The sequence below is a fragment of the Candidatus Pelagibacter sp. genome (assembly GCF_052048095.1).
Lineage (GTDB): Bacteria > Pseudomonadota > Alphaproteobacteria > Pelagibacterales > Pelagibacteraceae > Pelagibacter.
Genome location: NZ_JBNAKG010000001.1, coordinates 1,017,060 through 1,039,379, shown reverse-complemented (window position 1 = coordinate 1,039,379; position 22,320 = coordinate 1,017,060). Strand labels below are relative to the sequence as shown.

Genomic DNA, 22,320 nt, shown 5'->3' with positions numbered 1-22,320 from the left:
TAATTGAAAGAAGAGCAGTGAGAATAAGTCCAACAAAATTTATCTCACTGCTCTTTTTTATTTTTTCAGTATTTTATCTATATACAGCTCATCAAATTGTAGTTTTTACTTTTGATGAAAATGCTCCATTCAATGCCAGAACTTTTCCAATTTATCTTGGCTGGGCAGGAATTTTTTTTTCAGGTTTAAAAATAGTTTTACCAGAAAAAGTACCAACAGAGGTTGATCATAAATATTTAGATTACAAAAGTATTATATATTTAATCTTGGTTTCGATAATTTATGGTGCTGTGATTTTAAAAGTAGGTTATTTTTTATCTACATCATTATTTTTAATTGTTTCATACTATTTATTGGGTGAGAGAAGATGGTTATGGATGTTTTTACTTTCGTTTCCATTCGTAGCTATTTTTATGTTTTTATTACATGGAGTTTTAAATATTTATTTGCGAGACCCGTTACTTAAATACTTAGGAATAATAGGATGATTGAAGGAATATTAATTGGTCTAAATACAGCTTTATCTTTACAAAATATCCTAATTGTAATGATTGGTTGTTTTGCAGGGACTATAATTGGAATGTTACCTGGTTTAGGACCAATGACAGCTATAGCTTTGATGATACCTATAACTTACGGTTTTGATCCAGCTTCAGGATTAATTTTAATGGCAGGAGTTTATTATGGTGCGGTATTTGGAGGCTCAACATCTTCAATACTTTTAAATGCACCTGGTGTACCAGGTACAGTTGCAACATCTTTTGATGGTTATCCAATGGCTCAACAAGGAAAAGCTGGTAAAGCTTTAGCAATTGCAGCTTATAGTTCATTTGCTGGTGGAACTATTTCTGCAATTTTTCTATTAATTGCAGCACCAAGTTTATCAAAAATAAGTTTATCATTCAGATCACCTGATTATTTTGCGTTAATGATTTTAGGTTTAACCGCTGTATCTGCCTTTTCATCTAAAGGTCAATTTTTAAAAGCAATGATGATGGTAGTATTAGGATTGATGCTTGCATCAGTTGGTCAAGATTCACTATCTGATATTTCTAGATTTACGTTTGGAAATATGAATTTATCTGACGGGATAAGTTTCGTTTTGATTGTAATGGCAACATTTGCAATGAGTGAAGCATTAACGATTATATTTAGAGGTAAAGACCCTAATAGAGCTGCTAAACAAATTTCTTTAACAGAACTCGGTTCAATTAAGGTTAATAAAGAAGAAACTATAAAGATGGCAAAAACTATTCCTAGATCATCAATATTAGGTTTTTTGATAGGTGTTTTACCAGGAGCAGGCGCAACAATTGCTTCTTTTTTAGCTTATGGAATGGAGCGAAATTACGTTAACGATGAAGAAAAACAAAAATTTGGAAAGGGTAGTGTTCATGGATTATCCGCACCTGAAACTGCAAATAATGCTGCATGTTCTGGTTCTTTTGTTCCATTATTAACTCTAGGAATACCTGGTAGCGGCACAACAGCTGTTATGCTTGGAGCGCTATTGGGTTTTGGTATTCAACCTGGTCCTAGATTGTATCAAACAAATCCTGAAATTTTTTGGTCAGTAATAATGTCAATGTATATTGGGATGGTAGTTCTATTAATATTAAATTTACCTTTAATTCCTTACATCGCTAGAATTCTAGCAGTTCCAAGAAATTTTTTAATTCCATTAATTTTATTTTTTTCAATCACAGGAATTTATTTAATTTCTTTTAATAATTTCGATATATATTTAATGATTGGAATTGCGTTACTTGCAACTTTTTTACGGCTATATGATTTTCCAATGCCACCTTTAATTCTTGCATTTGTATTAGGAAAGTTAATGGAAGAGAACTTAAGAAGATCCTTGTTAATAAGTGATGGTTCCTTTAGTTTTTTGTGGGACAGACCTTTAACATTAATAATATTACTGATAACTGTAGCAATTGTCGGTTGGCAAATTTATTTTTCTTTTAAAAAGAAAGCTTAAAGAATTTTTTTATATTCTTTAATTATATTTGACCAGAGAAACTTATCTGAATTTGATTTAGCATTTTTTCCATACTCAACAAATTTATTACTGCTAAGCATAGACGATAGTGATGAATAAATTTCATCCAAACTATTTCCATCACAAATAACTCCTGTATTTTCATGTTCAATTGCATCAGGCGCACCTCCATCTTTTCCACCTAGAGATGGTACTTCATATTGTGCAGCCTCAACATAAGCTATACCAAAACCTTCAACAGATTTTTTATGAATAACTGATGGCATTACAAAAACATTTGAGCTTGCAATTAAAGCATTTTTTAATTCATCGCTGATATCCTTAAAAAACATTACCTGAGAGACCAAATCTAACTCTTTAACTAAATTTTTAATATTTTTTTCTTCGTCTCCATATCCAATACATATGTAAACAATGTCAGGATAGATTTGTTTTAAATTTCTTAATGACATTATTACTTTTTCATGATTTTTTCTTTTATCAAATCTTGAAACTGTAATTAATCTTGGTTTTTTAATTTTTAATAAGCTTTCTACTTTTGCTAATGATTTTTTATCTAATTCTTTGGCAGGATCAATTCCAGGATTGATCACTATAATTTTTTCTTCATTTACTCCAATCTCAATAGCAAGATTTTTTGTATATTGAGAATTAGCAATAACTTTTTCAACATTATTTAATACGTTCAAAACTCTTTTATTGAGACCACTATCTTTAGGATGATTGATTTCCTTTCCATGAATTAGACAATATTTGTTATTCTTAGATTTAAGAGGCTCTAAACTTTTCCAGTGATCAGCAATTATACCTTTAACTTTATTTTCTTTAGTAAACTCATCAATTAATTGAGATTTTCTAATTTTTCTTAGAAATTTTATTCCACCAACTCTTTCTATTGAGAAATTTGCTTGTTCATCAAAGATCTTATGGCCATCGTGATAATCTGCAAAAACTTTAATCATGAAATTTTTAGACATTTCACGTGCAAGACCCCACATTAAACTTTGCATACCGCCTAATTCAGGTGGAAAAGATCTTGTTACAATTAAATACATTAATTATTTTTCCACTTAATACTACAACCAGCGCTTGGGATTTGATTTTCTGGACCTTTTCCTGTTTCTGCGATTTGTTTCATGGCTTTTAAAAGATCACTTTCACCATTTCTAACTGGAACTAAATTTTTCAACTCTCTCATTCTACCACGATATTGAAGCTCCAAATTTTTGTTATAGCCAAAAAAATCAGGAGTACACACTGCATCATAAGTTTTTGCAATTTCTTGAGTCTCATCAATCAAATATGGGAATGAAAACTGATTTTGTTCAGAAAATTTAATCATATTTTCAAATGAATCCTCAGGATAATTCACAGGATCATTAGCACAAATAGCAACCGAGTTTATTCCAATTCTTTTTAATTCATTACAATCTTTAACAATATCCTCTGTAATAGCTTTAACGTATGGACAATGGTTACAAATAAACATTATCAAAGTTCCATTCTCACCTTTGATATCATTGAGTGATAAAATTTTATTATCTGTGGATATTAGTTCAAAGTGGTGAGCCTTTTGACCGAAATCACATATTGGAGTTTGTATAGGCATGATGTACTAATATATAAATTATGTTTTATGATTTAAAAGATAAAAAACTTAAAAGTTCAGGTGAAAATTGGGTTGCTCCAAATGCAACTATTATTGGTGATGTCACTTTAGAAAAAAATACGAGTATTTGGTTTAATGCAGTTTTAAGAGGAGATATTGAGAATATTTTTATTGGTGAGGGTTCAAATGTACAAGACGGCAGTGTCCTTCATACTGATCCAGGCTGTCCTTTAAAAGTTGGAAAAGATGTAACAATTGGACATATGGTTATGCTTCACGGATGCACGATCGGAGATAATAGTTTAATTGGAATTGGTGCTGTTATTTTAAATAAAGCTAAAATTGGAAAAAATTGTATCATTGGCGCAAAAGCTTTGATTACAGAAAATAAAGAAATTCCAGATAATTCTTTAGTTGTTGGATCTCCTGGCAAAGTTATAAGAGAAATAACAGCCGAAGAAAAAAAGGCCGTATTTGAAAATACAAAACATTATCAAGAAAATTGGAAAAAATATATTTCCTCTAATATCTAAAATGAAATTTAAATATTATCTCAGAAAATCAAGTTTTAAAAAAGATAAAAGCTCTGCACATTTGCTTTTAGATCAAATAGATTATCATAAACCAAAATATTTTTTAGAGGTTGGAGTTTTTCAAGGCGTAACATCAAGGAATGTTTGTGAAAAATTATGTGAAATTCACAAAAATGACTTTAGATATTATGGCGTTGATATCTTTGAAGATTCTACTGAAGAAATTGATTTAAAAGAAAGTACAGTTAAACATAATAAAATTTCTAACCCACTTAAACATTTTCTATTCAATATAATTTTAAAACAAAATTTAAATTCAATGGAAAGTGTAAATAAACTATTAAGTAAGTTTAAGAATAATATTCAATTAATTAAGGGTTTAAGTCACGATGCATTAAAAAAAGTTAATTTATCAGAAATTGAATTTATATTTCTTGATGGTGGGCATGCTTACGAGACAGTTAAAGAAGATTTGAGAATAATTTTAAAAGATATCAAAAAAAATATGGTGATTATATGTGATGATTATGATCAAGATGGGTATGGAGTAAAAAAAGCAGTAGATGAATTAAAGGGTCAAGTTACAGATATTATCAATATTAATAAGAGATTAGTAAAAATTATAACTTAATTTAATTTTCAAAAAAACAAATTTTATTTAAATCTACATATAGATTTATTTCTTTATTCATTTCAATTAAAATTGAAGATGAAAATTTTCCAAGAATTTCTTGACCTAAGTAATTAAATGTCACAATTTGTTCATGCCCTACATATTCGTTTAATATTGGCACAACACTTATCTGAGCAAAATTATCATCTTTAGATACTCTTACAGCATGTTCTTTTTTAAAAAAGATATGTTCTGGCCTAATACCCAAAAGTAAAGAATCATTATTTTTTGAAGTTATCACGTCATCAGATAACTGAATTTGAAATTCATTGTCAGCATTTTTAGCCAAAAAATATTTTTTGTTATTATTAACAATCTTTCCTCTAATAAAATTCATTGGCGGTGACCCAACAAAATCAGCTACAAAAATACTTTTAGGATTATTATAGATATTTTCTGGTGTATCATATTGCTCTATTTTTCCATTGTTCATTAATGCAATTTTTGTTCCAAGTGTCATAGCTTCTGTTTGATCATGAGTCACATAAACCATAGTTGTTTTTAAATTTTGATGAAGTTTTTTTAATTCTCTTCTCATCTCCACTCTTAATTTTGCATCTAAATTTGATAAAGGTTCATCAAATAAAAAAATTTTTGGATCTCTTGTAATTGCTCTTCCAATAGCCACTCTTTGACGTTGACCACCAGATAATTGCTTTGGTAATCTGTCTAGATAATCATTTAACTGTAAAATTTTTGCTGCCTCGTGAACTTTTTTCTCAATTTCGTCTTTTGGAGTTTTTTTTAATTTCAAACCTAAGGCCATGTTGTCAAAAACATTCATATGTGGATACAAAGCATAAGATTGAAATACCATTGCGATTTCTCTATCTTTTGGATCAAGTTTGTTTACAATTTTATCATCAATTGATATTTCTCCAGAATTAATTTCTTCTAAACCAGCTATCATCCTTAACATTGTAGATTTTCCACTTCCACTAGGACCAACTAATACAGTAAAGGATTTATCTTCTATTTCGATATCTATATCTTTAATGATATGCAAATCGCCATAAAATTTATTAAGTTTTTTAATTTTTATGTCAGCCATTTAAGTTATTCCAAAAGTTAATATCTTTAATTTTTAATCTTAATATTTCTTTAAATCTAGGAAATCTTTCAGGTAAATCACCCCAAAGTTCTTTATTTGTACAGAAGTCATCAATTTTATTTTCATGTAAAAAATATTTTAACCATTCCCATTTTGGATCTATGTAATTAAATTTTATTTCATTGTTGTTAATTTTTTTCATAAATATATACCAGCTAGCAATAGATGAAATTGCTCTATGAGGTTCTATATTTTTTAAAAAACATTTTTCAATTGTAGGTATTACAAAAATTGGAAATTTACTTGAACCATCCATGCAAATCCTTTCAAGAGCATCACTTATATACAAGTTTTTAAATCGACTATAAATTGTATTTAGATATTCAGGTAATTTTATTGGATCCATATTTCCAAGTGCAGGCAAAATTTCCTCATTTTCTAATTCCTTAAAAAAGTTATCCAAAAACTTTTCTTTAAAACATTGATCAAATGTATTCAGCTGTTTTAGAGCACCAAAATATGCTAAACATGAGTGACCACCATTTAAAACTCTTATTTTTGTTTCCTCAAAGTTAATCACATTTGTTGTAAAATACACATTATCTAGTTGATCTAGTGCAGGAAATGGTGCCACAAAATTTTCTTCTATTACCCATTGAATAAAATCTTCAGAAAGAACTGAGCAGTCTTCTTTAATATTGAAATTCTGCTCTATTTCTTCAGCCAAGTTTTCTGGTGTTCTAGGAGTAATTCTATCAACAACACATGAAGGAAAGGTTACATTTTTTGATAACCAATTAATTAATTCTTTATCATTAATAAGCTCTAAATATTTTATGAAACAATTTTTTAATATTTTTCCATTTTCTCTTAAATTGTCACAACAAAGAATGGTGATTGGTTTGTTTGTTGATTTTTTTCTATTATTTAAAGCAATTCTTAAATATGCATAAATTGAATTAGATATTTTATTATTTAATTCATCTTTTATTAATTTGTTATTTTCATCAAGTTCATTTTTTTCATTTAAAAAATAACCAGTTTCAGTAACTGTGATTGTTATTAGATGTATATTTTCATTATTTAATATTTTTTCTGAATTTTCTTTTTCAGTAGACCAGTCACTTAATTCAATAATTGATTTAACATTTTTATATTTAACCTCACCATTTGATGAAATTGTCTTCAATACATAATTTCCATCACGTTTTTTTAAATTATTAATAATATTTGAGCTATTAGAAATTAAGTTTAATCCAACAATTCCCCAATTAAATTCAGAACTTTTTTCTATAAATTTATCAATCAAGTATGCTTGGTGAGATCTATGAAAATTACCCACTCCAATATGCAAAATACCTGGTTTTAATTTTTTTTTTTCAAAACTATTCTCAATTAATTGTAAAGAATTTTGATTTATTTCATTTTTCAAAATCATCTATTTAACAGCTCCAAAAGTTAAGCCTCTGACCAATTGCTTTTGAGTTAACCAACCCAAAAATAGAACGGGCAAAACTGACAAAGTAGATGCTGCTGATAGTTTAGCATAAAACAAACCTTCAGGACTTGAATAGGAAGCTATAAATGTTGTGAGTGGAGCTGCATCAACTGATGTTAAATTTAGGGTCCAAAAAGCTTCATTCCAAGCAAGCACAATACAAAGTAGAGTAGTCGATGCCAATCCTGGCAAAGAGAGTGGTAACAAAACATAAATTATTTCTTGAAAAGTGTTAGCACCATCTATTCTTACTGCTTCTAAAATTTCATTAGGGATCTCTTTAAAGTATGAATATAAAAGCCAGATCATTATTGGTAAATTTACAAAACATAAAACTACAATCATTCCAATTTTTGAATCTAAAAGTGATAGATCTCTGAATATTAGATATATTGGAATTAATACCCCAACTGGTGGCATCATTTTTGTTGATAATATCCATAATAAAGTTCCCTTAGTTCTTTTTGTAGGATGAAAAGCCATAGACCAAGCAATCGGTATAGATAAAATTAATCCTAATATTGCTGAGCCAAAAGAAATGATTACAGAATTTAAAGCAAATCTAAAATAGTTACTTCTTTCCTGAACAATTCCATAATTTTCAACCGTTGGTTCAAAAGAAAAAAATAGAGGTGGAATCGCTACTGCATCCAATTCAGTTTTGAATGAAGTGATAATCATCCATAAAATTGGAAAGAACATTATTAAGGAAATTAACCAAGCTAAAAAAGTTAAAGTAATTTTTTTTTTCATAATTATTGTAAATTTTTCCCAATCATTTTAACTAAAAAGAACGCAACTATATTTGCAAGTATTACAACAACTACTCCACCAGCAGATGCTATCCCAATATCAAATTTTAATAGTGCTTCAGTAAAAACTAAAAATGCTAGGTTTGTTGTAGCTAAACCTGGTCCACCAGTTGTAGTTACAAAAATTTCGGCAAAAATAGTGAGTAAGAATATTGTTTCAATTAAAATGACAATAGCAATTGGTCTTAATAAATGAGGTAGTGTTACATATCTAAAAATTTGAAATTGATTTGCTCCATCTATTTTACTTGCTTCTATTTGATCTTTGTCAACTGATTGCAAACTTGTCAATAATATAAGAGTAGCAAATGGTATCCATTGCCAAGAAACAATTATAATTATTGAAAGCATTGGAACATGTGTAAACCAGTCAATTGGATCTAAACCAAATAAAGATAGTAACCATGCAAATAAACCTGAAACAGGGTTCATAAATAAGTTTTTCCAAATTAATGCACTAACAGTAGGCATTATAAAAAAAGGAGCTATCGCTAAAATTCTTGCGAAACCTCTGCCAAAAAAGTCTTGGTTTAATAACAGCGCAAATGCAATTCCAAACAATACTGAAACAATTAAAACAGAAAAAACTAAAACGAATGTATTCCACAAAGCTTCTAAAAAAGCAAAATCAGTTAAAAAATATTCGTAGTTTAGAATACCAGTAAAATCTTGAACATCCGGATTCATTAAACTGTATCTTAGAAATGAAAAATAAATTGTCATACCTAATGGTACAGCCATCCAGATAAATAAAAGAGTGATTGTAGGATAGGATGTTGCTCTAGAAATAAACTTATTTTTCATAAGAAAACTTTAAGTTAATTTAGTTTAAAATAAAATAAAGGCCACTAATTCAAATAGATTAGTGGCCTTTGATTTCTAAAAAGTCTTAGTTATAATTATTTAATATAACCTGCTTTTTTCATTTCTTTTTCAGCAATCTTTTGAGCATTGTTTAATGCTTTTTCCACTGAAATTTTTCCTGCTAATGCAGACGATACTTGCTGACTTACAGATGTTGCAATTCCTTGGAACTCAGGAATAGCTGCAAACTGTACACCCATGTATGGTTTCTTTTTTAAAGTACCATTAAAAGATGGATCGGCAGTATTAATTGCATTTAAGGTCATAGCTGCGAAAGGAGCTTCATTTAAATAAGTTTGATTCTTATATAAAGAAGTTCTAGTTCCTGGAGGAACGTTTGCCCATCCTTCTTTAGAAGCAACTAACTCAAGGTATTCTTTTGATGTAGCCCAATCAATAAATTTTGTAGCCGCATCAACTTTTTTAGAACCACCTGGAATTGCTAAAGACCAAGCCCATAACCAGTTAGAACCTTTACAAGTTACAGCACAAGGTGCTTGTGCAAAGTCTACTTTGTCATGTACTTTTGATTGTTTAGGGTTTGTCACAAAACTTGCTGCAACTGTTGCATCAATCCACATTCCACATTTACCTTCATTGAATAAAGCAAGGTTTTCATTGAAACCATTTGAAGATGCTCCTGGAGGGCCATAGTTTTGTAATAAGTCAACATAAAATGAAACTGCAGCATTCCACTCAGGGCTATTCATTTGTGGTTGCCAGTTTTCATCAAACCATCTTCCACCAAATGCGTTTGCAACTGTTGTAATGAAAGCTCCACCTTCACCCCAACCAGGCTTACCTCTTAAACAAGCACCATAAACTCCATCGTTTCCTTCAGTGATTGCTTTAGCAATATCATAGACTTCACCCCAAGTTGGTTGCTGAGGCATTGTCATACCTGCTTTAGCAACTAAATCTTTTCTATACATAATCATTGAAGATTCTCCATAGAAAGGAGCAGCATATAATTTGCCATCAACTGATAAACCACTTCTTATAGCAGGTAATAAATCATCTACATCGTAAGCGGCGCTAAATTTTAATTCATTCAACCAATTTTTTCCTCCCCAAATTGGCACTTCATAAGTTCCAATTGTAAGAACATCAAATTGTCCACCTTTTGTAGTGATGTCTGTAGTAACTTTTTGTCTTAGAACGTTTTCTTCTAAAGTTACCCATTCAACGTTAATGCCAGTTTTAGAAGTAAAGTCATTAGTAAGACCTTGCATTCTAATCATGTCACCATTGTTTACTGTTGCAACTTTAATTGTCTCTGAATTTGCAGTTGTAGCAAATAAAAGAGCAAATAATGCAACCGTTAGGTTTTTTAAGTTTTTCATATTTCTCTCTTAGTTTATGTTAAAAAGACTAGCTTAAGTTTTTTGATAAAATCAAACAAGAATTAATTCGAAATAATCCATTTATTCTTAATTAAAGCTACGAAAGGTCGCATAAATTTCTCTAAATTTTATGTCTTTTTTATTCAGTCTTAATTAAATATTTTTTAATTCCATAACCATGCAGCTCCTCGCACACCACTTGAGTCACCGTGCTTATTTTTTAAAATTTTAGTTCTTACTTTTTCTGAAAATGTATATTTCGGAATAATATCTGGAAGATTTTTATACAGTCTATCAACATTTGACATTCCTCCACCTAAAATAATTGCTTCTGGATCAAATATTCCAATCATTACAGCAATTAATCTCGCAAATCTGTCTTCATATAATTTAAATTCTTCATTTGCTCTTTCATCGTTATTTCTATCTAATTCAACAATCTCGGGTGATTTATAATTTGTATTATATTTTTTATTAAAGATATCTGCAAAGCCTGTTCCTGAAATAAATTGTTCTGCGCACAATGGTCTTCCACATGTTGGAGAAATACATTTTATTTCTGTATTTTTTTCATCTTCAGTTGGGTAGGGTAGTGGTTGGTGACCCCAATCCCCCGCAACTTGATTGGCACCTTCAATTATTTCTTTATTAAACGATAAACCGCCACCAAAACCAGTTCCAATTATGACACCAAAAACACTTTTAAAATCTTTACCAGCACCATCAATGGACTCTGAAAGTGTAAAGCAATTGGCATCATTCATCATTTTAATTTCACAGCTTAATTCTTTTTCTAAATCTTTTTTAAAAGATTTTTTATTTAACCAATCAGAGTTAGCATTGTGAACTAAGCCAGTTTCATTTGATAAAAAACCAGGTATAGCTATGCCTACTGTTGCATCTTGACTTGATTCTTGTTTAAAATTTTCAACAAATTTTTTTACAGTTTCTATTCCTGACTCATAGTTTTTGTCATAACCGGATCTCTCTCTTCTTATTTCTTTTCCATTCTCATCAATCAGAATAGCTTCAATTTTGGTTCCTCCATAATCTATTCCTATTTTAAATTTTTTATCCATGTTCTACTAAGGTATAAGCCAAGTTTTTTTTATGAATGTAGTTTCTGATCCTAAATTATCTCCATATTCAAATTTAGCTCTTCTATGACCCTTGGCTGCTAAATACAACCACTCTAAAGAATTTATTTTACATTGTATTACGGTAAAATTTTCATAACCTTTTTCACTCTCTTCATGAGTATAATCGAAATTATCTAGTTCTGGTCTTAAGCCTGATGTAGGATTTTCTGACTCAGTCCCAGGTCCACTGTCTACAAGGTAACATTTTCTACTTATATGACCTGTGTTTATCCAAGACTCTTTTGTGATTTCATTTTTATGATTAACTACACATTCTACTTTTGCTCTCACTTGTATCTTTTCGTCTTTATCATAAAATAACATAGCAGCTTTATTGTTAGATTTTAGTTTTAGAATTTTATCAGATCGTATATCGCTATGAAATTGTAATAATCTTTCCTGTTGCTTTGATTTTCTAAGTACAACAATACGTCCATCTAAATCATTTTGATTTCCACAAATAAAAGTAGGTATTCTAAATTGAGAACTTCTATTTTTTACTGCGTCATCCAACATAAGCCAGATCTTTTTGATAATTTCATCAAAATTTTCATAGTATGCTGGTTGCATACAATTTTACTTTCTAAATCTTTTGATTAAACTTGAGGTATCCCATCTATTTCCACCAAGTTCTTGAACTTCGCCGTAGTATTTATCGACTATTTCTGTAATAGGTAGTGAAGAGCCATTATTTTTAGCTTCTTCCATAGCAATTTTTAAATCTTTTCTCATCCAATCAACTGCAAAACCAAAATCAAATTTATCATCAATCATTGTTTTGTATCTATTTTCCATTTGCCAAGATTGAGCAGCACCTTTTGAAATAACTTCAATTACATCTTCCATATTAAGACCTGCTTTCATACCAAAATTAATTCCCTCAGATAAACCCTGAACTAATCCTGCAATACAAATTTGATTTACCATTTTTGCAAGCTGTCCACTTCCAGCATTACCAAGTAATTTCATTTTTTTACTGTAACAATCAATTTTATCTTTCGCTTTATCAAAGTCAGCTTGATCTCCACCAATCATAACTGTTAACGCACCGTTTTCAGCTCCAGCTTGACCACCAGAAACAGGTGCATCTAAAGAACCGAAACCATTTTTTTTTGCGTAGTCGTAAATTTCTCTTGCAATTGTTGCTGATGCCGTTGTGTTGTCTATGTATACAGATCCTTTTTGAATTGTTTTGAATGCTCCTTTATCACCAAATGTAACTTCTCTTAAATCATTATCGTTCCCAACACATGTAAAAATATATTCAGCATCTTTAGCAGCTTCAGCAGGAGTTTCTGCCATTTTACCTTTATATTCATTAACCCATTTTTCAGCTTTTGCTGTTGTCCTGTTAAAAACAGTTACATTGTGTCCGGCTTTTGATATATAACCAGCCATTGGGTAGCCCATAACCCCAAGACCTATGAAAGCAACATTACAAGTCATAATTTTTTTCTATGTTTAAAAGTTTAAGTTTAAAAGTAATTATATTCGGATTTATTTTTACATTTTTTTCAAGCTTTGGACAGAGTTTTTTTTTAGGTTTATTTAATTCAAGTATTAGAGATGCACTATCCATATCTCATGGTCAATTTGGTTCTATTTATGCTTCAGCAACTTTATTAAGTAGTTTTATATTAATATGGTTAGGAAAAAAAATTGATGATGTAAATGCAATTAAATTTGCTTTTTTTGTTATAATCTCTTTGAGTATTTCATCTTTTTTATTCTCAAAAATAAATTCAATTGTTTTTTTATTTTTTGCAATTTTTCTAATGAGATTGTTTGGTCAAGGCCTGATGTCTCATACAGCAACAACAACAGTCTCAAGATACTTTGATAAATCTAGAGGAAAAGCTTTAAGCACTGCTTGGCTAGGTTTGTCATCAGCAGAATTTTTATTACCAGTAGCAATAGTATATCTATTAACTATTTTAGATTGGAGAGATCTTTGGGTAAGTTTTTCTTTATTAATTATATTATTTCTTCCCGTATCTTCAGTATTCTTGATAAGAAAATTAGATATAAATTCCAGAGAAACTGAAAACAAAAAAAATGAAAATGAAAATAAAATTAAACAATGGAAAAGATCTGAAGTTTTAAAAGATTATAAATTTTATATTATTTGTGGAAACTTATTGGCAATGCCTTGGATCTTTACTGGTTTTGCAGTTTTTCAATCATTTGTTCAGTTCTCTAAAGAATGGGGTCCTTACGTTATCGCCCAATCCTTTATGGCTTATTCAATATTATCTGTAATTACTTTATTTGTAACTGGTTTTTTAATTGATAAGTTTACTAGTAGGAAACTATTGATATTTACGAATATCCCATTGATGCTTGCTACTTTGATATTAATTTTTTTCGACAACCCTTTTTCATCTTTTATATTTTTGGGTTTGATGGGAGTCACAAATGGTTTTGCTAATGTTTTGGGCTCATCAACTTGGGCTGAACTTTATGGAGTTAAATTTATAGGTGGGATTAAAGCTATGACATCCGCATTAATGGTTTTTTCAACTGCATTTGGGACAGCATTGTTTGGTTTCCTTATAGATAAAGGTTTTACAATTGAGCAAATAGCAAGTTTTTCAGGCTTATATATATTATCAATGTTTGTTCTATTATTTTTGATAAAAAACAAACTAAAACCTCAATATTTGTAGAATTTCTCCTTGCTTTTCTTTTAATCCCTGTGTAGATACTGCGCATGGCAAGAGTAACTGTAGAAGATTGTATCGATAAAGTCGAAAGTCCCTACGAATTGGTATTGGTAGCTAAAGAAAGAGCTGCACAATTAGGTTCAGGTATTGAACCAACTTTAGATAGAGATAATGATAAAAACACAGTAATTGCTCTTAGAGAAATAGCAGAGGAAACTGTTAAAGTTCCAGATTTATCAGAAGCAGCAATATATAAGTTAAGAAAACATGTAGAACAAGTCGATGATGGATCTGAAGATGATGAAGAAATTGGTGATGATTTTGAAAGCTTATACAAAGGTGAAGTTTCAAAAAGTGGTGCGCCTATTTTGCCATCTAAAAGAGCAAGAAAAACTCCAGAAAAAATTCAAGTTTCTAAAGAAGATTTAGCTGAATTATCACAAACTGCTACTCCAGAAGTAGAAACTCCGGTAAGTGAAGATGCTTCATCTGAGGAAGCAGATGTGTCATTAGACGATGTTTCAGCTAGTGAAGAACAAGTTGCAGATGAAAACTCTGAAGATACAGACACTTCAAACTCTTAATAAAATAATATAAAATCACTGTTGTTATGAATAGGAAAGTTTCTGTTGCACCAATGATGGATTGCACAGACCGTCATGAGAGATATTTTTTAAGATTAATTTCAAAAAATACACTTTTATATACTGAAATGGTTGTTGATGAAGCGATCAATAGAGGTGATAAAAAAAAATTATTAGAATTTAATATTGAAGAAAAACCTGTAGCTTTACAATTAGGAGGATCATCTCCAAAACTATTAGCAGCAGCAACAAAAGTTGGAGAAGACTTTGGTTATGATGAAATCAATTTAAATTTAGGTTGCCCAAGTAGAAAAGTAGAGAAAAATAAATTTGGTGCATGTTTGATGAAAGAACCAAATTTAGTTGCAGATTGCCTAAGTGAAATGAAAGCTGTAACAAAACTTCCTGTCACTATAAAAACTAGAATTGGCTATGATAATGTTGATGATTATGAAAATTTTCATATTTTCATTTCAACACTTAAAAAAGTTGGGATTAAAACTTTTATAATTCATGCAAGAAAAGCGATGCTTGGAAAATTTACTCCAAAACAAAATTTAAACATTCCACCTTTAAAATATGACTATGTTTATAAATTAAAACAAGATTTTCCAGATGATGAAGTAATAATAAATGGAGGCATCACATCTGTAGATGAGATAAAACCACATTTAGTAAAAACTGATGGTGTAATGATAGGAAGAGCTGCTTATCACACACCATATATATTAGCTGATATAGAAAAAGAAATTTTTAATAATGAGAATGTTCCAAGTAGACAAGATGTAATTGAACAATTGATACCATATGTAAAATCAGAATTAAAAAAAGGAACTAGACTTAATCAGATAATGAGACATACGTTAGGATTGTTTCATGGACAAACAGGTGCAAGTTATTGGAAGAGATATTTAAGTGAAAATATGTGTGTGCGTGATGCAGATGTCAAAAAGATTGATCATATAATGGATAAAGTGAAATTTAACAATTTTGATCGAAGCGTAGGTTCTTCTGCTTAGTTCAATTTTATCCTACGAATATTTTTACATAATTTTACTAATGGCCTTAACAGCAATTCCTGTTGGGTTTGTTGCTGGTTTATTTGGAATAGGTGGAGGATTAATCACAGTTCCTTTCCTTTATTATATTTTTAATCAATTGGGTGTTGATCCACAATATGTGATGCACTTAGCTGTTGGTACCTCTTTTGCAATAATTATTCCAACTTCCATAGTATCTGTAATGACTCATCACAAATTTAATGCTGTAGATTTTACTATAGTTAAAAGTTATGGTCTTTTTGTTGTATCGGGTGTGATCGTAGGAACTATATTTGCTGCAGCACTAAAAACTAAATCATTGGTATTATTTTTTTCAATAATCATATTTTTACTAAGCTTTTATTTACTTCTTCTTAAAGAAAAAGATCAAACAGCAATTAAAGAGATTAAATTAAATTTAAAAATAATATTTGGTTTTATAGTTGGTTTTATTTCCGCTCCTATGGGTATTGGAGGCGCAATTATGAATGTGCCAATTTTAAAATTTTTTGGATACTCAATTAATAAAGCAATAGGGAGTGCGGCTGCTATTGGTTTTTTAATTGCTGTATTTGGTGCTGGAGGTTTTTTGATATCTGGGAGTTATTTAAATACAAATTTACCCTTAAGTATTGGATTTTTAAACGTGCCAGCATTTTTAATCTTTATACCGATTACAACTTTTATGGCTAGAATAGGCGCTAAAACAGTACACAAAATAGATAAAAACAAAATAAGTAAATTTTTTGGGTTATTCCTGTTAATTATTGCATCTAAATTTTTATACGAATACTTTAAGTTATAAGATGGTAAACAAAGTTAATAAAAATTTTCTTAAATCTTCTCATTATGTTTCTGATTTAAAACTTTGCACGATCAGAATGATTGATAATGCTAAGTTTCCCTGGATTATCTTAATTCCAAAAAGAAGAGGAGTTACTGATATTACTGCGTTAAAAAGAAATGATCGTTTTCAGCTAATTGAAGAGATTGTTCATTGTAGCAATATTATGAAGAAAACTTTCAAAACATCTTTACTAAATGTTGAAAAGATAGGTAACATTGTACCTCAGCTTCATATTCATATAATCGCTAGAAAAAAAACAGACAGCACTTGGCCGTTACCTGTGTGGGTTGTTAAGAGCAAAAGTTATACAAAAAAAGAGTTAAACTTAAATTTAGAAAAAATTCAAAAAGCTTTCACAAAAAAAAAGAGGTGATTTCAGTCTCCCTCCATCACCTCACAATTTGAGTTTAAATGATTCTTTACATTTTTGTGAACACTTCTTAGTTGTATTTTTTAATTATAAACAACAAATCAAAGTTTAAATTTTTTGATCGTATTCACCTATTTTCCCAGTCTTTTGTAGAAGCTCATCGATGAATTCAAATATTTTTTTCTTTCTTTTATCTGAAGTAGGACTTTCAGTTACTACAACTAAAGAAGGTTTATTGGATGAAGCTCTTATCAATCCCCACGAACCATCAGGAAATGAAAATCTTATTCCATTAACTGTTAATACTTCATTTATTTCTTGATCATCTATAAGAGTTTTATCTTCTTTAATTTGTTGGACTTTTTTTACTAACTGTTCAACAACGGTATATTTTTCCTCGTCCTTACAAAAAGGTGCCATTGTTGGTGTTTGAAAAGTTTTTGGTAATTTATCTATAATTTCGCTCATTTTTTTATTTTGATTATTTAACAAATGGCAAACTTGAATTGCAGAATTGATCCCATCATCGTATCCATAACCTAGTGGTTGATTAAAAAAGAAATGTCCACTTTTTTCAAATCCAGCCAGTGCTTTTTCATGATTTACTTTTCTTTTGATATGTGAATGTCCTGTTTTCCAATAAATTGTCTCACAGTTGTTATCTTTTAAAACTTGATCAGTTGAATAAAGACCAGTTGATTTTACATCTACCACAAATTTAGAATTTTTATGATTGGAAGCTAGATTACGAGCTATCAGTAACCCTATTTTATCTGAAAAAATCTCATTACCTTTATCATCAATTACCCCAACTCTGTCTCCATCACCATCAAACCCAAATCCAATATCTGCATTATTATCTTTAACTGCTTTTGCTATAGCATGTAACATTTCTAAGTCTTCTGGATTAGGATTATATTTTGGAAAAGTCCAATCTAACTCACAATCGAGCTCTATCACTTCACAGCCAATACCTTTAAGAATATCTGGTGCAAATACTCCAGCTGTGCCATTTCCACATGCAACAACTGCTTTAATTTTTTTATCAATCTTATTTTTTTCAATTAAATCTTTTTTGTAAATTTTTTCGAAATCTTTAATCTGTTTTTCACTTCCATTTCCATTTAAAAATTTTTCATTTAAAGTAATCTCTTTTAATTCTTTCATTTCTTCAGGCGCATGAGTTAAGCCTTTTTGAATTCCCATTTTTACACCTGTCCAACCATTTTCATTATGACTAGCTGTTACCATTGCAACTGCATCCGAATTAAGATTAAATTGCGCAAAGTAAACCATTGGTGATAATGACAATCCAACGTCCTCTACATTACAGCCAGTAGATAACAAACCCTCCTTTAAAGCTGACTTAATTTCTTCACTATAAGACCTGTAATCATGCCCAACTATAATTCTTGGATTTTCTTTTTTTGTATGTTGTATGATTTGAGTTCCTAAACCTTTTCCCAAGTTTACGATTCCATCCTTATTGATATCCTTTTCGTAAAGCCATCGTGCGTCATATTCTCTAAAGCCGTAAGGGTCGATTTTTATATTGCGATTCATCTGTTAATTACTTACATTTTTTTCATAATTTTTATTGATCTTTTTTTCTATTGTTCTATATATGTTCTGTTGTATTATTACTCATATAGTGTATTACTGATTTGTGCATACAACATATAGTTGTTTTAACCAAAATACTAATTAAAGTAAAAGTTTATGAACAAAATATTGTCATTAGCAATCAAGAAAGCTGTCTCCGAATATACGCCAGAGGTAAATGAAACTTCAGAAACCAAAAGACCCGATCTTTTTTCATTAAACAACCAAACTGAGTTATTTCAAAATGATAAAGGAATTATCATTAAGATCGATAGATCTAGAGATAGCAATTTAACTGATTTTGGTAAGGCTACATTGCTAGATAGATATTTAGGTCAGAATGAATCTTTCCAAGATTTGTTTGCAAGAGTAGCTAGCACATATGCAGATGATAATTTACATGCTCAAAGAATTTATAACTACATTAGCAACCTTTGGTTTATGCCTGCAACTCCTGTTTTATCAAACGGTGGTACGAAAAGAGGTTTGCCAATTTCATGTTTCTTAAATGAAGCTTCAGATAGCTTGGGCGGAATATTAGATTTATGGAGTGAGAATGTTTGGTTAGCTGCAAAAGGTGGTGGTATTGGAAGTTACTGGGGCAACCTTAGATCAATTGGTGAAAAAATTGGTAGAGTAGGAAAAACTTCAGGAATAATTCCATTCATTAAAGTAATGGACTCGTTAACAATGGCAATTAGCCAAGGTTCTCTTAGAAGAGGGTCTGCAGCATGTTATTTACCAATAGATCATCCTGAGATAGAAGAATTTATAGAAATGAGAAGGCCGACAGGAGGTGATCCAAATAGAAAAGCTTTAAACTTGCATCATGGTGTTCTCATATCAGACGCTTTCATGAGAGCTGTTGAGACAGATGATCAATGGGCCTTGAAAAGTCCAGCTGACGGATCGATACAACAAACTATATCAGCAAGAAATCTTTGGATCAGATTATTAACTGCAAGAATAGAAACAGGTGAGCCTTATATTATTTACATCGACACAGTTAATAGACAAATTCCTCAACATCATAAGTTAGCTAACTTAACAGTTAAAACTTCTAACTTATGTAGTGAAATTACTTTACCAACAGGAATTGATAAAGATGGAAATGATAGAACAGCCGTTTGTTGTTTATCTTCTTTAAATTTAGAAAAATATGATGAATGGAAAGACGATAAAGATATGATTCCTGATGTCATGAGATTTTTAGATAATGTTTTAAGTGATTTTATAAATAAAGCCCCAGATCAATTTAAAGATGCAAAATATTCTGCTGAAAGAGAAAGAAGCGTTGGTTTAGGTGTTATGGGTTTCCATTCTTTCTTACAACAAAAAAGAATTCCATTAGAGTCGGTAATGGCAAAATCTTGGAACAAAAAAATATTCAAGCATATTAGTGATCAAGTTGATCAAGCTTCTAAAGATTTAGCTGAAGAAAGAGGAGCTTGTCCTGATGCAGCTGAATATGGTTATCAAGAAAGATTTTCAAACAAAACTGCAATTGCACCAACTGCTTCAATTTCAATTATTTGCGGTGGAGCATCACCTGGAGTAGAGCCAATTGCTGCTAATAGCTATACTCACAAAACATTGTCAGGTTCATTTAATGTCAGAAATAGATACTTGGAAGAAATTTTAGAAAACCATGGAAAAAATGATGAAGAAACTTGGTCAAGTATTACAACTAATCAAGGTTCAGTTTCACATTTAGATTTCTTAACAGATTTAGAAAAAGATGTTTTTAAGACAGCTTTTGAATTAAACCAAAAATGGATCATAGAATTAAGTGGAGACAGAACTCCTTATATATCTCAAGCCCAATCAGTAAATTTATTTTTACCTGCTGATGTACATAAGAGAGAGCTTCACAAAATACATTTTGATGCGTGGAAAAAAGGTCTAAAAAGCCTTTATTACTGTAGGTCAAAATCAATTCAAAGAGCAGAGAATGTTAACGATTCGAAATCAACTGACGTTCTTGCTAATGTATATAAAAATAAATCAACAAGTAGCGAACCAGAATACGAGGAGTGTTTATCATGTCAGTAGCAGAAAATATTAAAAGTTCAGAAACAACAAAAAATAACAACGGATTATTAGTTGGAAATCCTGTTTATAAACCGTTTAGATACCCATGGTGTTATGATGCTTGGTTAACTCAACAACGAATTCACTGGTTACCAGAAGAAGTTCCACTAGGAGATGATGTTAGAGATTGGCAAAAAAATCTAAGCCCATCAGAAAAAAATCTACTTACCCAGATTTTTAGGTTTTTTACTCAAGCTGATGTTGAAGTAAGTAACTGTTACATCAGACATTATATGAACGTGTTTAAACCAACTGAAGTTCTAATGATGATGTCTGCATTTGCTTCAATGGAAACAGTACATATCGCAGCTTATTCACATTTATTAGATACAATTGGTATGCCTGAGTCTGAATATTCAGCTTTCATGAAATATAAAGAAATGAAAGATAAATACGATTACATGCAAGGCTTTGATGTTAAGTCAAACCACGATATTGCAAAAACTATTGCAGTGTTTAGTGCTTTCACTGAAGGTCTTCAGTTATTTGCAAGTTTTGCAATCCTTTTAAATTTTCCTAGACATAACAAAATGAAAGGGATGGGTCAGATTGTTACTTGGTCTGTAAGAGATGAAACCCTTCATTGCAATTCGATGATTAGATTATTTAAAGATTTCATCAAAGAAAATCCTGAAACATGGACGCCTCAACTTAAAAAAGAAATTTATGAAGCGTGCAGAACAATAGTTCATCACGAAGATGCTTTCATAGATTTAGCTTTTCAAATGGGTCCAATGGAAGGATTAACTGCACAAGATGTTAAAAACTATATTAGATTTATAGCCAATAGAAGATTAGATCAATTAGGATTAGAAGCAATTTATAAAGTTGAAAAAAATCCTTTAGGTTGGTTAGATACAATGTTGAATGCGGTTGAGCACATGAATTTCTTTGAAGGTCGTGCAACTGAATATTCTAAAGCATCAACTCAAGGAACTTGGACAGAAGCATTTAGTTAATTGCTTTGAGATACAAAAAATATTTCAGAAAAACTAGCTTTAAGCAAAAAGGTGTAGGAGATTTTTTCTTAGATCAAATTGGACAAAAAAAACCTAAATCTTTTTTAGAGATAGGTGTTTTTCATGGCGTTACAGCTAGAAATGTTTGTGAATTATTAAATCAATTTCATGGTAATGATTTTAAATATGTTGGAATTGATTTATTCGAAGAAAGTTCAGAAAATGAAAATGAAATAATTCCAAACACAACTTTTAATAATCCAATTAAAAATTTTTACTTTAAATATATCAAAAGACAAAACCCATATAGCTTAGAAGCTGTAAGTGATTTATTAAATAAATTTAAAAATAATGTTCATTTAATAAAAGGTAATTCAAATAATTTGTTAAAAAAAATGGATATGAAAAAAATAGATTTTGTTTTTTTAGATGGAGGCCATCATTACGATACTGTAATGAATGATTTAAATTACTCTAAAGATGTAATTCTTAATAACGGAACTATTTTCTGTGATGATTATGATTTAGAATATGCTCCAGGAGTAAAAAAAGCAATTGATGAATTTGTTGAAAACAACAATTTTCAAAAAAAGATATTATTAAATAATAGATTTGCTTTAATAGAAAAAAAGTAACT

General features: G+C 30.0%; 22 protein-coding genes and 1 pseudogene. 12 read left to right on the top strand and 11 right to left on the bottom strand.

The window, feature by feature from the left end; translation table 11 throughout:
• Positions 1-17 precede the first annotated feature (17 nt).
• A complete protein-coding gene (locus ACTT9P_RS05525) occupies positions 18-488 on the top strand; it encodes a tripartite tricarboxylate transporter TctB family protein (RefSeq protein ID WP_440909690.1) in 471 nt (156 codons plus the stop codon).
• The gene (locus ACTT9P_RS05520; RefSeq protein ID WP_440909689.1) at positions 485-1,984 is read left to right on the top strand and encodes a tripartite tricarboxylate transporter permease; all 1,500 of its coding nucleotides are present in this window, start codon (positions 485-487) and stop codon (positions 1,982-1,984) included. Before ACTT9P_RS05525 ends, ACTT9P_RS05520 begins: the two co-directional genes overlap by 4 nt.
• Here ACTT9P_RS05520 and ACTT9P_RS05515 read toward each other — a convergent pair.
• Both ACTT9P_RS05515 and ACTT9P_RS05510 read right to left on the bottom strand, forming a co-directional pair.
• Positions 1,981-3,060 carry a glycosyltransferase family 4 protein gene (locus ACTT9P_RS05515; protein ID WP_440909688.1) on the bottom strand — a complete coding sequence of 360 codons (1,080 nt, stop codon included), beginning with the start codon at positions 3,058-3,060 and terminating at the stop codon, positions 1,981-1,983. The two genes, ACTT9P_RS05520 and ACTT9P_RS05515, sit on opposite strands and share 4 nt — an antisense overlap.
• Entirely contained in the window at positions 3,060-3,614 is a 555-nt protein-coding gene (locus tag ACTT9P_RS05510) for a thioredoxin family protein (protein WP_440909687.1), read from the bottom strand. The genes ACTT9P_RS05515 and ACTT9P_RS05510 overlap by 1 nt, the downstream gene beginning before the upstream one ends.
• Before the next feature lie 20 nt (positions 3,615-3,634).
• Between ACTT9P_RS05510 and ACTT9P_RS05505 the strand changes: the two genes are divergently transcribed.
• Positions 3,635-4,147, top strand: coding sequence for a gamma carbonic anhydrase family protein (locus ACTT9P_RS05505; protein WP_440909686.1), 513 nt, complete (start codon positions 3,635-3,637; stop codon positions 4,145-4,147).
• 1 nt (position 4,148) lies between these two features.
• Positions 4,149-4,778 (top strand): class I SAM-dependent methyltransferase, encoded by a 630-nt coding sequence (locus ACTT9P_RS05500; RefSeq protein ID WP_440909685.1) that lies wholly within the window; start codon positions 4,149-4,151, stop codon positions 4,776-4,778.
• 1 nt (position 4,779) lies between these two features.
• Here ACTT9P_RS05500 and ACTT9P_RS05495 read toward each other — a convergent pair whose 3' ends face one another.
• The 8 genes from ACTT9P_RS05495 to ACTT9P_RS05460 form a co-directional block, all read right to left on the bottom strand.
• Positions 4,780-5,871: an ABC transporter ATP-binding protein gene (locus ACTT9P_RS05495; RefSeq protein ID WP_440909684.1), complete on the bottom strand. Its 1,092-nt coding sequence runs from the start codon at positions 5,869-5,871 to the stop codon at positions 4,780-4,782.
• On the bottom strand, positions 5,864-7,309 hold the full coding sequence (locus ACTT9P_RS05490; protein WP_440909683.1) for a mannitol dehydrogenase family protein: 1,446 nt from the start codon (positions 7,307-7,309) through the stop codon (positions 5,864-5,866). The genes ACTT9P_RS05495 and ACTT9P_RS05490 overlap by 8 nt, the downstream gene beginning before the upstream one ends.
• A complete protein-coding gene (locus tag ACTT9P_RS05485; protein WP_440909682.1) occupies positions 7,310-8,122 on the bottom strand; it encodes a carbohydrate ABC transporter permease in 813 nt (270 codons plus the stop codon). It abuts the gene before it with no gap.
• A 2-nt stretch (positions 8,123-8,124) separates the two neighbouring features.
• Positions 8,125-8,985, bottom strand: coding sequence for a carbohydrate ABC transporter permease (locus tag ACTT9P_RS05480; RefSeq protein ID WP_440909681.1), 861 nt, complete (start codon positions 8,983-8,985; stop codon positions 8,125-8,127).
• Between the two features lie 95 nt (positions 8,986-9,080).
• A complete protein-coding gene (locus tag ACTT9P_RS05475) occupies positions 9,081-10,388 on the bottom strand; it encodes an ABC transporter substrate-binding protein (protein WP_440909680.1) in 1,308 nt (435 codons plus the stop codon).
• A 164-nt stretch (positions 10,389-10,552) separates the two neighbouring features.
• Positions 10,553-11,467: an ROK family protein gene (locus ACTT9P_RS05470; RefSeq protein WP_440909679.1), complete on the bottom strand. Its 915-nt coding sequence runs from the start codon at positions 11,465-11,467 to the stop codon at positions 10,553-10,555.
• Between the two features lie 6 nt (positions 11,468-11,473).
• On the bottom strand, positions 11,474-12,097 hold the full coding sequence (locus ACTT9P_RS05465) for a flavin-binding protein (RefSeq protein ID WP_440909678.1): 624 nt from the start codon (positions 12,095-12,097) through the stop codon (positions 11,474-11,476).
• 6 nt (positions 12,098-12,103) lie between these two features.
• On the bottom strand, positions 12,104-12,973 hold the full coding sequence (locus tag ACTT9P_RS05460; RefSeq protein ID WP_440909677.1) for an NAD(P)-dependent oxidoreductase: 870 nt from the start codon (positions 12,971-12,973) through the stop codon (positions 12,104-12,106).
• A gap of 11 nt (positions 12,974-12,984) precedes the next feature.
• Here ACTT9P_RS05460 and ACTT9P_RS05455 point away from each other — a divergent pair, with 11 nt between their 5' ends.
• The 5 genes and pseudogenes from ACTT9P_RS05455 to ACTT9P_RS05435 all read left to right on the top strand — a co-directional run bounded on the left by ACTT9P_RS05455 (position 12,985) and on the right by ACTT9P_RS05435 (position 17,034).
• Positions 12,985-14,193 carry an MFS transporter gene (locus ACTT9P_RS05455; RefSeq protein WP_440909676.1) on the top strand — a complete coding sequence of 403 codons (1,209 nt, stop codon included), beginning with the start codon at positions 12,985-12,987 and terminating at the stop codon, positions 14,191-14,193.
• 44 nt (positions 14,194-14,237) lie between these two features.
• Positions 14,238-14,618 (top strand): annotated as a pseudogene (rpoZ, locus tag ACTT9P_RS05450) (DNA-directed RNA polymerase subunit omega); the annotation flags it as partial.
• Between the two features lie 182 nt (positions 14,619-14,800).
• On the top strand, positions 14,801-15,793 hold the full coding sequence (dusA, locus tag ACTT9P_RS05445; protein WP_440909675.1) for a tRNA dihydrouridine(20/20a) synthase DusA: 993 nt from the start codon (positions 14,801-14,803) through the stop codon (positions 15,791-15,793).
• 40 nt (positions 15,794-15,833) lie between these two features.
• On the top strand, positions 15,834-16,619 hold the full coding sequence (locus ACTT9P_RS05440; RefSeq protein WP_440909674.1) for a sulfite exporter TauE/SafE family protein: 786 nt from the start codon (positions 15,834-15,836) through the stop codon (positions 16,617-16,619).
• Position 16,620: 1 nt separating this feature from the next.
• Entirely contained in the window at positions 16,621-17,034 is a 414-nt protein-coding gene (locus tag ACTT9P_RS05435) for an HIT domain-containing protein (RefSeq protein WP_440909673.1), read from the top strand.
• A 105-nt stretch (positions 17,035-17,139) separates the two neighbouring features.
• Here the strand turns inward: ACTT9P_RS05435 and ACTT9P_RS05430 are convergent, their stop codons facing one another.
• Positions 17,140-18,594: a phosphomannomutase/phosphoglucomutase gene (locus tag ACTT9P_RS05430; RefSeq protein WP_440909672.1), complete on the bottom strand. Its 1,455-nt coding sequence runs from the start codon at positions 18,592-18,594 to the stop codon at positions 17,140-17,142.
• A gap of 156 nt (positions 18,595-18,750) precedes the next feature.
• On the opposite strand from ACTT9P_RS05430, the gene ACTT9P_RS05425 reads away from it, so the two are divergent.
• From ACTT9P_RS05425 to ACTT9P_RS05415, 3 genes are read left to right on the top strand one after another with little or no spacing between them, the layout of a single operon-like run.
• A complete protein-coding gene (locus ACTT9P_RS05425; protein WP_440909671.1) occupies positions 18,751-20,685 on the top strand; it encodes a ribonucleoside-diphosphate reductase subunit alpha in 1,935 nt (644 codons plus the stop codon).
• Positions 20,676-21,683, top strand: a complete 1,008-nt coding sequence (locus tag ACTT9P_RS05420) for a ribonucleotide-diphosphate reductase subunit beta (RefSeq protein WP_440909670.1) — start codon at positions 20,676-20,678, stop codon at positions 21,681-21,683. Before ACTT9P_RS05425 ends, ACTT9P_RS05420 begins: the two co-directional genes overlap by 10 nt.
• Positions 21,684-21,688: 5 nt before the next feature.
• Positions 21,689-22,318 (top strand): class I SAM-dependent methyltransferase, encoded by a 630-nt coding sequence (locus ACTT9P_RS05415; protein ID WP_440909669.1) that lies wholly within the window; start codon positions 21,689-21,691, stop codon positions 22,316-22,318.
• Positions 22,319-22,320: the final 2 nt, after the last annotated feature.